Origin of the sequence: Saccharopolyspora thermophila, from assembly GCF_014646075.1 — a bacterium.
In the GTDB taxonomy this organism is placed as follows: Bacteria; Actinomycetota; Actinomycetes; order Mycobacteriales; family Pseudonocardiaceae; genus Saccharopolyspora; species Saccharopolyspora thermophila.
Map to the genome: position 1 here is coordinate 107,796 of NZ_BMMT01000014.1, position 12,274 is coordinate 120,069.

Annotated in this window: 11 protein-coding genes; 3 read left to right on the top strand and 8 right to left on the bottom strand. The window is 72.3% G+C overall.

What is annotated here, in order from left to right; translation table 11 throughout:
• Positions 1-16 precede the first annotated feature (16 nt).
• From IEY17_RS18900 to recA, 3 genes are all read right to left on the bottom strand, one after another.
• A complete protein-coding gene (locus IEY17_RS18900) occupies positions 17-688 on the bottom strand; it encodes an HAD family hydrolase (RefSeq protein WP_229680300.1) in 672 nt (223 codons plus the stop codon).
• Positions 689-776: 88 nt separating this feature from the next.
• Positions 777-1,385 carry a regulatory protein RecX gene (locus IEY17_RS18905; protein WP_188989606.1) on the bottom strand — a complete coding sequence of 203 codons (609 nt, stop codon included), beginning with the start codon at positions 1,383-1,385 and terminating at the stop codon, positions 777-779.
• 18 nt (positions 1,386-1,403) lie between these two features.
• Positions 1,404-2,444: a recombinase RecA gene (gene recA, locus IEY17_RS18910; RefSeq protein WP_188989608.1), complete on the bottom strand. Its 1,041-nt coding sequence runs from the start codon at positions 2,442-2,444 to the stop codon at positions 1,404-1,406.
• A gap of 244 nt (positions 2,445-2,688) precedes the next feature.
• On the opposite strand from recA, the gene IEY17_RS18915 reads away from it, so the two are divergent.
• Complete coding sequence (locus tag IEY17_RS18915) at positions 2,689-3,444, top strand: DUF4383 domain-containing protein (RefSeq protein ID WP_188989610.1); 756 nt, start codon at positions 2,689-2,691, stop codon at positions 3,442-3,444.
• Here IEY17_RS18915 and IEY17_RS18920 read toward each other — a convergent pair.
• A complete protein-coding gene (locus IEY17_RS18920; protein WP_188989612.1) occupies positions 3,441-3,635 on the bottom strand; it encodes a DUF3046 domain-containing protein in 195 nt (64 codons plus the stop codon). The genes IEY17_RS18915 and IEY17_RS18920 overlap by 4 nt on opposite strands.
• Before the next feature lie 42 nt (positions 3,636-3,677).
• On the opposite strand from IEY17_RS18920, the gene IEY17_RS25870 reads away from it, so the two are divergent.
• Positions 3,678-3,809 (top strand): hypothetical protein, encoded by a 132-nt coding sequence (locus IEY17_RS25870; RefSeq protein ID WP_268240372.1) that lies wholly within the window; start codon positions 3,678-3,680, stop codon positions 3,807-3,809.
• On the opposite strand, the gene IEY17_RS18925 is transcribed toward IEY17_RS25870, so the two are convergent.
• Positions 3,810-5,633 carry an Hsp70 family protein gene (locus IEY17_RS18925; protein WP_188989614.1) on the bottom strand — a complete coding sequence of 608 codons (1,824 nt, stop codon included), beginning with the start codon at positions 5,631-5,633 and terminating at the stop codon, positions 3,810-3,812.
• A 156-nt stretch (positions 5,634-5,789) separates the two neighbouring features.
• On the opposite strand from IEY17_RS18925, the gene IEY17_RS18930 reads away from it, so the two are divergent.
• Entirely contained in the window at positions 5,790-10,370 is a 4,581-nt protein-coding gene (locus IEY17_RS18930; RefSeq protein ID WP_188989616.1) for an ATP-dependent helicase, read from the top strand.
• 17 nt (positions 10,371-10,387) lie between these two features.
• Here the strand turns inward: IEY17_RS18930 and IEY17_RS18935 are convergent, their stop codons facing one another.
• From IEY17_RS18935 to IEY17_RS18945, 3 genes are read right to left on the bottom strand one after another with little or no spacing between them, the layout of a single operon-like run.
• Entirely contained in the window at positions 10,388-10,906 is a 519-nt protein-coding gene (locus IEY17_RS18935) for a GNAT family N-acetyltransferase (RefSeq protein ID WP_188989618.1), read from the bottom strand.
• A gap of 53 nt (positions 10,907-10,959) precedes the next feature.
• Positions 10,960-11,724, bottom strand: coding sequence for a maleylpyruvate isomerase N-terminal domain-containing protein (locus IEY17_RS18940; protein ID WP_188989620.1), 765 nt, complete (start codon positions 11,722-11,724; stop codon positions 10,960-10,962).
• On the bottom strand, positions 11,721-12,167 hold the full coding sequence (locus IEY17_RS18945) for an SAV_6107 family HEPN domain-containing protein (RefSeq protein WP_188989622.1): 447 nt from the start codon (positions 12,165-12,167) through the stop codon (positions 11,721-11,723). Before IEY17_RS18945 ends, IEY17_RS18940 begins: the two co-directional genes overlap by 4 nt.
• Between the last annotated feature and the right edge of the window lie 107 nt (positions 12,168-12,274).

Below are 12,274 nucleotides of genomic sequence, written 5' to 3' on the forward strand. Positions count from 1 at the left end.
CGCTCAAGCGGGCAGCTCAGGCTGCCAGGTCGTCGTCGAGGACCGCCAGCGCCTCGGGGATCGAGTCGACGACCGGGAACCCGGACCGCTCCAGCGCTGACCGGCTCATCACGCCGGTGGTCAGCAGCACGCACCGGGTGCCGGCCTGCTCCGCGGCGTGGGCGTCGTCGAGTACGTCACCGATGAGCACCACGTCGCGCGCGTCGAGTTGCTGTGCCTCGAGGTGGCGCACCAGATGCTCGGCCTTGGAGCCGCCGCCGACGTCGTCGCGTAGCCCGTCGATGCGGTCGAACAGCTCGTGCAGTCCCAGCTCGGTCACCAGCGGCACCAGTTCGTCGTGGAACCACATCGACAGCAGCGACTGGCTGCGGCCCGCGGCCACCCAGTCCCGCAGCACGTCCGGCACCCCGGTGGCCAGGCCGCAGGTGTGCAGCAGATTCCGGTACGCCTCGTGGTACAGCACGTCGATGCGCGCCCAGTCCTCGGCGCTCAGCGAGCGCCTCAGGAGCCGTTCGTAGCACTGCAGCAGCGGGCGGCTGAACATCGAGCGCCACTCGTCGAGGTCGATGTGGTCCCGGTCGAACGCCGTGCACACGGCGTTCACCGCCGCGACCACGGCGTCGTTGTCATCGAGGAGCGTTCCGTTCCAGTCCCAGACGATGTGTCGCGGAGTCTGCGCATTGGTCACGATCCGCGACTCTAGGAGTTCACCCCGACGATCCGGTACCCGCGTCCCCATCTGAGAGACGGCCCACAGTCGCGAACTTCCTGTCCCGTCACGGTGTTTCGAGGTCGGGGTCCGGGCCGGGATCGCCGGATCGCTCGATCTCCTCGCGGGCCACGCGGAAGGCCAAGCCCTCGGAGTAGCCCTTGCGGGCCAGCATCCCTACCAGGCGGCGCATCTTCGCCGTGTGGTCCAGCGCGCCCATCGTCCGCAGCTTGCGCCGCACCAGTTCCCGCGCCTGCTCAACCTCCGCATCGTCATCCACTGTGGACAGCACTGTTTCCACCACGTGCTCGTCGACGCCCTTGCGGCGCAGCTCGAAACCCAGCGCCTTGCGGCCGAGCCCCTGGTGCCGCCGCCGGGAGTGCACCCACTCCTCGGCGAACGCGGCATCGTCCACCAGCCCGGCGGCGACGAACTTCTGCAGCACACCGTCGGCGACGTCCTCGTCGATCCCCTTGCGCAGCAACGCCTGCCGCACCTCCGCCCGGCTACGCGCGCGGGCCGCCAGCAGCCGGTACACCGTGTCGCGCGCCTGTTGCTCGGGGTCGTCGGGCCGCTTCGGGCGCTGCTCGCCCTCCGTGGTCTGGCCGGCCAGCCGGGTGTCGTCGGGGGAACGGTCCCGTGACCCGCTCCCCCGACGTGTGCCGTCGCCGTTCATCCGCACCAACGTCCAGGCTCAGAAGTCGACCGGGGCCGGCTCCGCGCCCTCCGCGTCCAGCGTCGCGCCGATGCCGAGCTTCTCCTTGATCTTCTTCTCGATCTCGTTGGCCACGTCGGGGTTCTCCCGCATGAACTTGCGGGCGTTCTCCTTGCCCTGGCCCAGCTGGTCGCCCTCATAGGTGTACCAGGCACCGGACTTGCGGATGATGCCCTGCTCGACACCCATGTCGATCAGCGAACCCTCGCGGCTGATGCCGACGCCGTAGATGATGTCGAACTCCGCCTGCTTGAACGGTGGGGCGACCTTGTTCTTGACCACCTTGACCCGGGTGCGGTTGCCGACCGCCTCCGAGCCGTCCTTGAGCGTCTCGATCCGCCGCACGTCCAGCCGCACCGAGGCGTAGAACTTCAGCGCCTTGCCACCGGTGGTGGTCTCCGGCGAGCCGAACATCACGCCGACCTTCTCGCGGAGCTGGTTGATGAAGATCGCGGTGGTCTTGGCGTTGTACAGCGCCGAGGTCAGCTTGCGCAGCGCCTGGCTCATCAGGCGGGCCTGCAGACCCACGTGGCTGTCGCCCATCTCGCCTTCGATCTCGGCGCGCGGCACCAGCGCCGCCACCGAGTCGATGACGATGATGTCCAGCGCGCCGGAGCGGATCAGCATGTCCGCGATTTCCAGCGCCTGCTCACCGGTGTCGGGCTGGGACACCAGCAGCGCGTCGGTGTCCACACCGATCGCCTTGGCGTACTCCGGGTCCAGGGCGTGCTCGGCGTCGATGAACGCCGCGGTGCCGCCCTGCTTCTGGGCGTTGGCCACGGCGTGCAGGGCCACCGACGTCTTACCGCTGCTCTCCGGGCCGTAGATCTCCACGATGCGGCCCCGCGGCAGACCCCCGATCCCCAGGGCGACGTCCAGCGAGATGGACCCGGTCGGGATGACCTCGATCGGCGCGCGCGACTCTTCGCCGAGCCGCATGACCGACCCTTTGCCGAACTGCTTGTCGATCTGGGCGAGCGCCAGCTCCAGCGCCTTGCCCTTATCCGGTGTCGCTGCCATCGGGGGTCCACCTCGGTCAAGTTGAACTTCGTCGTGTCAGGTCCGACGCTACGGCCAGGGACCGACAATCCGGTCGCGGGGTTGACCTCCACCGACCTCGATCCCACCGCCACCATCTTAAGCGAACGGGTGTTCGATCATCATGTCGACACGCCAGGGGTATCACCCGACTGTGTAGCAGTGCGACCCGCACGAACGGCGCGACACTCGAACGAGGGAACCACGGTTCCGAGGAGGTGCCGACATGCGCATGGACCGATACCTGCCTCCGGACCACCCGCTGAGCCGGTTCTACCGGGTTGCGGCCGCCATCTTCGGCGCGTGTCTGATCGTCTTCGGCGCGCTGGGCCTGGCCAACCGCGTGCCGCTGTTCACCACCAGCGGCATCGACATCCTCGGCCTGTCCAGCAACGGACTGCTCGCGGTCGTCTCCGTGGTCGTCGGCGCGGTCCTCATCGGTGCCGCCGCCTGGGGTGGCGCGGTCTCCTCCTCCACCACCGCCGCGGTCGGCGTGCTGTTCTTCCTGTCCGGGCTGATCAACCTGGGACTGCTGAACACCCCGTGGAACGTGTTCGCGTTCAAGCTGCAGAACGTGGTGTTCAGCCTGGTCGCCGGCCTGGTGCTGATGTTCTTCGGGTTCTACGGACGGGTCAGCGGCGGGCTGCCCGCCGACAACCCGTACGTGCGCTACCGGCACCACGAGCCACCGGCCGAGGAGAACGACGAGGACATCCTGGCCGACCAGCGGCGCCTCGCCGAGATCGAGCCGCTCTGCGAGGCCGAGCACGCGGTCGCCGAGGGCCACCCCACCCCGGAGCAGGAACGGCTGGTCCGGGCCGAGACCTGGCGGCAGATGCAGGAGGAACGGCGCCGCGCCTACCAGCACTACCGCGAGCTGCACCGCACTGCAGAGCAGCAGATCAGCGCGCAGAACCTGTGGGCGGACTTCGAGGTCCCGCCGCGCCGGGAGGGCCGCGAGGAGCGCACCGAGAACGGCTAGCGGCGCTCCAGCGGAATCTCGAACGCCTCGCAGACGGCCTGCCAGACCTCCTTGGTGGACATCCCCGCCTCCAGGGCCTGGTCGACGGTGCGTCCGCCGAGCGACGACAACACGTGGTCCTGGGCGAGCATCTCGGCTCGGACCCGCCCGAACTCCTCGGCCATGCGTTGACGGAAAGTTGTGTGGCGCATCGCCGCCAGCCTACGCGGCGCCCCCGGCCCTACTCTGGTGGTGTGCTGATGCTGGCGCAGGGCGATCCGACGGGGCTGTCCACCCCGCTGGGCCAGGCGGTGATCGCCGCGACGCTGCTGGTGGTCGTGGTGCTCGCCGTCCGGTTCCTCTGGGAGCACCGCAACCGCAAGTGATCAGGTGCCCGGCTGGATGCTGCGCTCGAACTCGTCGGCCATCTTGTCCGGGTTCAGCTGGCGGTTCTCGTTGGGCTTGAGAACCATGCCGACCAGCGGGCGATCGTCGACGGTGAACACCAGGGTGCCGAAGGTGTCGCTGGTGACCGCCCGGTACGTGCCGGACAGACCGTTGCCGCTCCACTCGGCCTCGACCATGTCGCTGGTCACCCCGTTGAACGTCAGCAGCAGGTCGGCCCGCTGCGCGGCCTCCTCCTGCGAGGCCAGCTGGGTGTAGACGATCTGGGTGCCCTCGTTGGGGTTGCCGATCGAGCAGGACACCACGGTACCGCTGAGCGCCCGCACTCCCGGCATGATGCGTTGCCAGCCGGGCGTGCAGTTGGCGTGCTCCGGTACCGTCCCGGCGAGGTGGCGCAGGCACGGGGTGAAGCCCTTGCTGTCCTTGGTCCCGACCTGCTGGCACTCCGCCGCGCTGGGCGCCCCGCCCCCGCTGGGGGCGCGCACGACGATGGCCACGACCGCGACGATCACCGCGATGGCGGCCACCGCGCCCAACACGATCAGCAGGTTGCGGTGTGAGTCGGGCTTGGCCGCCGGAGCGGGCTGCGGGGTCGGCCGTGGGAAGGGCTGCGGCGGCGCGACCGGATAGGTGCGCACCGTGTCGGGCTCCTGGTAGCCGGTGGGCGGGCCCGCCTGCGGCAGGTCGGCGACCGGACCGGACGGCGTCCGCAGGTCCTGGGTCCACACCGCGGCACCGTCGCGGGACACGTGGTGCGCGCCGAGCGCCACCGCGGTCTCCGGCTGGTCCAGCGTGGTCGGCACGATCCGCAGCTGCTCGCTGATCAGGCTCGCCACCAGCGGTAACCGGCTGGAACCGCCGACCAGATACACGCCGGCCAGGTTCTCGGGAGCCATGCCGTTGGAGCGCAGCACCGAGGCCAGCAGCTCGACGCTGCGCAGCATGCTCGGGCGCACCAGCGCCTCCAGCTCGGCGCGGGTGACCAGCACGTCCTCAAATGGCTCGGGCATCGGCACCTCGGTCTGCGGGTGCCGGGAGAGGGCTTCCTTGGCGGCCTTGACGTCCTCGCGCAGCGCGCGCTGCGCCCGCCGGTCGGCGGTGGACTCCGGGCGCAGCAGGCGCTGCCAGCGCTGCGGGTCCTTGTTCGAGACCTGGCGACCGACGTGCTCCAGCAGCGCCTGGTCCACGTCCAGCCCGCCCAGGTCCGCCAGGCCGTCCTCGGCCAGCACCGCGAAACCGCTCTGGGTGGCGCCCACGATGGCGCAGTCGAAGGTGCCCGCGCCCAGGTCGTAGACCGCCAGGGCCTGCCCCGGGTTCAGGGTGCGGTCGGGGAACGACGCGAAGTGCGCGGCGGCGGCCACCGGTTCGGGCACCAGCACGAGTTTGCAGGTGAATCCGGCCAGGCGGGCCGCCGAGAGCAGCACGTTGCGCCGGACCGTGCCCCACTGCGCGGGGTGGGTCAGCCGGACCTCGTCGGGCAGGGAACCGCCGAGCTGCCGGGTGGTCTCCTCCGCCACCCGGTGCAGGACCGCGGCGAGCGCGTCGGTGACGGTGATGATGTTGTCGCCCAGCAGCAGCGTGCCCTCGTCGACGCGGCGCTTCGGGTTCGGCTCGAACCGCGACGGGTCGAGCCTGGCCCGGCGTTCCGCGTCGCGGCCGACGATGATCGCGCCGTCCTCCGCGGCGAACACCGCCGACGGCATGGTCGCCGACCCGTCCACCTCGATCACCCGCGGTGGCCGGCCGTGCGCGGCCAGCACCGCAACGGTGTTCGAGGTGCCGAGATCCACTGACAGGACGCGCACCCGTCCCCCTCCCGTGCCCGAAGTTCCGGGTTCGAATGCTGCCACGTCCGGGTGAACGATTCGCCGAGATCCCCCGCATTCATCCGGCGGCACGGCGGACGGCCCGTGTGGACGGTCGCGGTCCCCGGTGTCAGGGTGGTGGGTCAGCATGGAGGGGTGAGTGACGTGCTGGATCGCTTCTCCCCCGCGACCCGCGACTGGTTCCGCGGGGCCTTCGCCGCGCCCACCGAGGCGCAGCGCGGGGCGTGGGAGGCGATCGCGGCCGGCGAGCACGCCCTGGTCGTGGCCCCGACCGGCTCCGGCAAGACGCTGGCGGCCTTCCTGTCGGCGCTGGACAAGCTGGCCGCGGAAGGCGTCCCGGCGGACCCGAAGCGACGGTGCCGCGTGCTCTACGTGTCGCCGCTGAAGGCGCTGACGGTGGACGTGGAGCGCAACCTGCGCGCCCCGCTGGCCGGGATCCGGCAGGCCGCGCAGCGGCGCGGCAGCGCACCGCCCGACATCCAGGTCGGCATCCGCACCGGGGACACCCCGGCCGACGAGCGCCGGTCGTTCACCCGCACCCCGCCGGACGTGCTGGTCACCACCCCGGAGTCGCTGTTCCTGCTGCTGACCTCGGCGGCGCGGGAGTCGCTGCGTGGGGTGGAGACGGTGATCGTCGACGAGGTGCACGCGGTCGCGGGCACCAAGCGCGGCGCGCACCTGGCGCTGTCGTTGGAACGCCTCGACGAACTCCTGCCGGAGCCCGCGCAGCGCATCGGCCTGTCGGCCACCGTCCGGCCGGTCGAGGAGGTGCGCACGTTCCTGGCCGGTGGCCGCCCGGTGCGCACCATCCAGCCCGCACACCGCAAGGAGGTCGAGGTCCGGGTCGAGGTGCCGGTGCCCGACATGGCCGAGCTGGGCGCGTCGACCGGCGAGGTCGAGGGGCCCGCGGCGGGCGCGGAGCGGCACACGTCGATCTGGCCTTCGGTGCAGCAGCGGATCCTGGAGCTGATCCGCCAGCACCGCTCCACCATCGTGTTCACCAATTCGCGGCGGCTGGCCGAGCGGCTCACCGCCGGCATCAACGAGCTGGCCGCCGAGGAACCCGCGCCGATGACCCGGTTCCCGGCCGAGGCGGTCGGCGGATCCGGCATCAGCACCGGCGCACCGCCGATCGTCGCCAAGGCGCACCACGGCTCGATGTCCAAGGAGCAGCGGGCCGTGGTCGAGGAGGAGCTCAAGTCGGGGCGGCTGGCGTGCGTCGTGGCCACCTCGTCGCTGGAGCTGGGCATCGACATGGGCGCCGTGGACCTCGTGGTGCAGGTGGAGACACCGCCCAGCGTGGCGTCCGGGTTGCAGCGCATCGGCCGCGGCGGCCACCAGGTGGGCGCGGTGTCGCGCGGCGTGGTGTTCCCGAAGTTCCGCGGCGACCTCGTCGGTTGCGCGGTGGTGTCGGAGCGGATGGCCGACGGGCTGATCGAGTCGATCTCGTTCCCGCGCAACCCGCTGGACGTGCTGGCGCAGCACGTGGTGTCGATGGTCGCGATGGACGACTGGTCCGTGCCGCGGCTGGCGGCGCTGGTGCGCCGGGCGGCGCCGTACGCGGGTCTGCCCGATTCGGCGCTGCACGCGGTGCTGGACATGCTGGCGGGCCGCTACCCCAGCGAGGAGTTCGGCGAGCTGCGCGCCCGCATCATCTGGGACCGGGTGAACGACGAACTGCGGGCCCGGCCGGGGGCGCAGCGGCTCGCGGTCACCTCCGGCGGCACGATCCCCGACCGGGGCCTGTTCGTGGTGACCACACCGGGCGACGACGCCGCGGGCCGCGGCGGCGTGCGGGTCGGCGAGCTCGACGAGGAGATGGTCTACGAGTCGCGGGTCGGCGACACGTTCCTGCTCGGCACCTCCGCGTGGCGGGTCGAGGACATCACCCACGACCGTGTCGTGGTGGTGCCCGCTCCCGGCGAACCGGCCCGGATGCCGTTCTGGAAGGGCGACTCGCCGGGGCGGCCGCTGGAGCTGGGCCGCGCGCTGGGTGCCTTCGTCCGCGAGCTGACCAGCGCGGACAGCGCGGCGGCGCGGGAGCGCATCGCCGCCGCCGGGCTGGACGAGTGGGCCCAGGACAACCTCCTGTCCTATTTGGACGAGCAGCGCCGGGCCACCCGGCACGTCCCGGACGACCGGACCATCGTGGTGGAGCGGTTCCGCGACGAGCTCGGCGACTGGCGCATGGTGGTGCACTCGCCGTTCGGCGCGAAGGTCAACGGGCCGTGGGCACTGGCCATCGGGGCCCGCATCCGGGAACGCCGCGGGGTCGAACCGCAGGTGGCGTCCTCCGACGACGGGATCGTGCTGCGGCTGGCCGACGCGCTCGACGAGTCCGGCGCGGAGGTGCTGCCCACCGCCGAGGACGTGCTGCTGCCGCCGGACGAGGTGCAGCAGGTGGTGACCGACGAGGTCGGTGGTTCGGCGCTGTTCGCGGCCCGCTTCCGGGAGTGCGCGGCGCGGGCGCTGCTGCTGCCGCGCCGCGACCCGCGCCGCCGCACCCCGCTGTGGCAGCAGCGGCAGCGGTCCGCGCAGCTGCTGGCGGTGGCGGCGCAGTACGAGCAGTTCCCGATCGTGCTGGAGGCGATGCGGGAGTGCCTGCAGGATGTCTACGATCTGCCGGGGCTGACCGAGCTGATGTCGCAGGTCGCCGCGCGCCAGGTGCGGGTCGTGGAGGTCGAGACGCCGACGCCGTCGCCGTTCGCCCGCAGCCTGCTGTTCGGCTACATCGGGATGTTCCTGTACGAGACCGACGCGCCGCTGGCGGAGCGGCGGTCGGCCGCGTTGAGCCTGGACTCGACGCTTTTGGCGGAGCTGCTCGGTTCGGAGGCGTTGCGCGAGCTGCTGGATCCGGCCGCGGTCGCCGAGATCGAGCAGCAGTTGCAGCGGCTGGCGCCGGACCGGCAGGCCCGGGACGTCGAGTCCGCGATGGACGTCCTGCGCTTCCTCGGCGACCTCACGACCGCGGAGGCCGAGGCACGCGGCGTGCGTCCGGAGTGGTTGGCCGACCTCGCCAGGCAGCGGCGCGTGCTGCGGGTGCGCATCGGAGGCGAGGAGCGCTGGATCCCGATCGAGGACGCGGGCAAGGTCCGCGACGCGGTCGGCGTGGCCCTGCCGGTCGGCGTCCCCGAGGTGTTCACCGAGCCGGTCGCCGACCCGCTGGGCGAGCTGCTGATCCGCTACGCACGGTGCCGCGGCCCGTTCACCGCGGAAGCCGCTGCGCGGCGCTTCGGTCTGGGGGTCGCGGTGGTGCACGGGGTGCTGGACCGGCTCACCGGCACCGGGCGGTTGGTGCGGGGCGAGCTGCGGCCGTGGGAAGCCGGCGGCGGCGGTGCGCTGGAGTACTGCGACGCGGAGGTGCTGCGCCGGTTGCGGCGCGCCTCGCTGGCCCGGCTGCGCGCCGAGGTCGAACCGGTGGAACCCGCCGCGCTGGGGAGGTTTTTGCCCGCGTGGCACGGCATCGGCACCCGGTTGCGCACCGCGCCCACAGTGGACGACGTCTACGCGGTCGTCGAACAGCTCGCGGGGGCGCCGATCCCGGCGAGCGGGCTGGAGTCGCTGGTGCTGCCCGCCCGGCTGCCTGGCTACTCCCCCGCGCTGCTCGACGAGTTGACCGCCACCGGCGAGGTCACGTGGGTCGGTTCCGGATCGCTGCCCGGTGGGGACGGCTGGATCGCGCTGGCTCCGACCGACGTCGCCGACCTGCTGCTGCCGGACCTGCCGGAGGACATCGGCACCGATTCTCCGCTGCACCGCGCCATTGTGTCCGCATTGGACGGTGGGGCGTTGTTCTTCCGGCAGCTGGCCGACCGGGCCGGTGCTCTCCTGCTGGAGCGGGGTGAAGCGGCACCCGCCGACGACGCGGTCACCGCCGCGCTGTGGGACCTGGTGTGGGCGGGCACCGTCACCAACGACACCCTGGCACCGCTGCGTGCTCTCGTGTCGGGGCGCGGTGCCGCGCACAAACCACGGCGCCGCGCGCCCCGCGGCCGCTACGCGCGGTTGCGCGCGGGACGCCCGTCGATGCCCAGCCGCACCGGCCCGCCGACGGTTTCCGGCCGCTGGTCGCTGGCACCACAGCCGTCGGTGGACCCGACCCGGCGGGCGCACGCCCGCGCCGAGGCTTTCCTGGAGCGCCACGGCGTGCTGACCCGCGGTGCCCTGGACATCGAGCGGGTCACCGGCGGGTTCTCCGCGGTGTACAAGGTGCTTCGCGCGATGGAGGAGTCCGGGCGCTGCCGCCGCGGCTACGTCGTCGAAGGGCTCGGTGCCGCGCAGTTCGCGGTACCGGGCGCCATCGACCGGCTGCGCGCGCTGTCCCGCGCCGACCGCGACGACACCGGCGGTGAGGCCGTGGTGCTGGCCGCCGCGGACCCGGCCCAGCCATACGGCGCGGCGCTGGAATGGCCCGCGGTGATGGGCGACACCCGGCACCGGCCGGGTCGCAAGGCCGGTGCGCTGGTGGTGCTGGTGGACGGCGCGGCGGTGTTCTACGTCGAACGGGGCGGCAAGTCGCTGCTGTCGTTCACCGACGACGAGACGGCCCTGCGTACGGCGGCCGCCGGGCTGGCCCGAGTGGTCCGGGACGGCTGGCTGGACCAGCTCGCGGTGGAACGTGCCGACGGCGAAGGCGCGTGGGGTTCCCGCCTTGCCTCGGTGCTCACCGAAGCCGGATTCCGCGCCACCCCGAAGGGTTTGCGCCTGCGCGCCTGAGCAGGACCCGCCTTGCCTCACAGCTCCATGAAGGGTTTGGCGTAGGCGAACTCGCCGCGGATCGACGGTTGGTAGGTCGCCAGGGTGCGGACCTGGAAGTGCGATGCCCATTCCGGGACCGGTGGTGTGACGCCGTACCGGAAGGCGGGTTCGAAGCCGAACCTCGGGTAGTAGTCGAGGTGACCGAGCAACCCCACCAGCGGCTCGCCGAGGGCGTCCGCGCCGCCGAGCACGGCGTGCATCAAGGCCGCACCAATGCCCTCACGCTGCACCTCGGGCAGCACCCCGATCGGGCCGAGCGCCAGCACCGGTGTGGTGCCGACGTGGGCGCGGGTGCACACCACGTGCCCCGCGACCGCTCCGTTCACCTCCGCGACCAGGGACAGCTCGGGCAGCCACGCATCACCGTCGCGCAGCGCGTCGACCAGCCCCACCTCCACCGGAACCCGGTCCGGGTGCTCGGAGGTGGCGAACGCGGCGGTGTGCACCGCGCGGATGGCGCCAAGGTCGGCGGGAGCTTCTCGTCGGATCAGCACCCGCCCACGTTGTGCCCTCCCGGAGGCGATGCGCAACCGAATTTCCCGCGCCCTCAGCGGGTCGCCAGCTGCAGCAGGCCCCACAGCTGAGCGATCGCATCGGGATCGCCGCTGGTCTCCACCGCCCGGTTCGGCAACCGGCCCCACATCCACAGGTAGACCGCCGGTGCGTCACCGCCGACCACCGCGTCGGGGGTCGCGGTCGCCACGTCCGGCGAGCTCAGCACGGCGGCGCCGGACGGGTCGGCGGTGACCAGCCAGTTCCGGTCGCCCGCGTGCACGCCGACCGAGCACTGGCGCGTCGCGGTGATGCCCAGTGCGGGCAGCCGGTGCCCGAACCACACCCGGAGCACCTCGTCGATGCCGTCGATGGCCACATCCGGATCGATCGGCGTCGGCGACACCCCGGCCCCTGTCTGCACGTCGACTCGGTGCACCGTCGTCGCGTGCAGCATCCGGCGTAACCAGAACCGCACGGTGTGGTCCTCCGGCCACCACGTCGGGCACCGGTCGTGCGGCGGTCGCGCCCCGAACTCGGCGAGCAGGTCGGCCAGCCGGACCGCGAAGCGGCTGGTCGCCTCGCGCAGCTCGAAGCGCTCCGGCAGTTCCCAGCGCGGTGCCGCCACGCCGAACCAGGCGAGCGTGTCCTCACACAGGTCGCCCAGGTGCCGCACGCTCTCGCCGAGCGTGCGACCGGACGCGCTCCACACCGGGGCATCGGCGTGGGCGTCGTGCGTCGCGGCGGTGAGCAACTGCGCCTCGATGCCAAGCAGGTCCAGCATCCGGCCGTAGTCCAGCGACACCTCCGTGCCGTTCATCGCACCACCCCCAGCAGGCTTCGGCCGACGATGTCGAAGAACTCCCGGCTGCGCGCCAGAAGTTCGTCGGCGTCGGTCCAGGTGATCGTCGGTATCCCGGCCTCCGCTGCGGCGCGCCGGTCGGAGTGCGCGGCGAAGTAGGCCGCCCACCGGCGTAACTCGGGGGCCGCGCCGGTCACCAACGTCCACACGCTGGCCGGCCGCCTGTCCTCGCGCTCCCAGGACCGCGCCACCACGACCGCGGTCGCGGCACGCAGGGCGGCGATGTGCGCGGCGACGAAGCGCTCGCCTGGCCGGTCGGCGTTCTCCGCCTCGTTCAGGCACGTCCGGGCGTGGAGCAGCAACGACACCGCACCGGCCGGCGCCGCCGCGGAGGGGATCGGTCCGTGATCCTCCGCAGCGGCCCGCGGAGCCGGGATCGAGAGCTCGGTGGAATGAGACATCGGCGTTCTCCTCTGCACGACGAAGCCGTCCACGCCTGCGGCCCGGTGGCGAGGTGCTTCCCCACACCCCGCCGCCGCGACGTTCGAACTGGAGTTCATCGAACCTC

Bases quoted from the DNA above. Each gene is read 5' to 3' on its own strand.
- IEY17_RS18905 (WP_188989606.1), bottom strand. From the start codon at position 1,385: ATGAACGGCGACGGCACACGTCGGGGGAGCGGGTCACGGGACCGTTCC.
- recA (WP_188989608.1), bottom strand. From the start codon at position 2,444: ATGGCAGCGACACCGGATAAGGGCAAGGCGCTGGAGCTGGCGCTCGCC.
- IEY17_RS18915 (WP_188989610.1), top strand. From the start codon at position 2,689: ATGCGCATGGACCGATACCTGCCTCCGGACCACCCGCTGAGCCGGTTC.
- IEY17_RS18920 (WP_188989612.1), bottom strand. From the start codon at position 3,635: ATGCGCCACACAACTTTCCGTCAACGCATGGCCGAGGAGTTCGGGCGG.
- IEY17_RS18940 (WP_188989620.1), bottom strand. From the start codon at position 11,724: ATGAACGGCACGGAGGTGTCGCTGGACTACGGCCGGATGCTGGACCTG.
- IEY17_RS18945 (WP_188989622.1), bottom strand. From the start codon at position 12,167: ATGTCTCATTCCACCGAGCTCTCGATCCCGGCTCCGCGGGCCGCTGCG.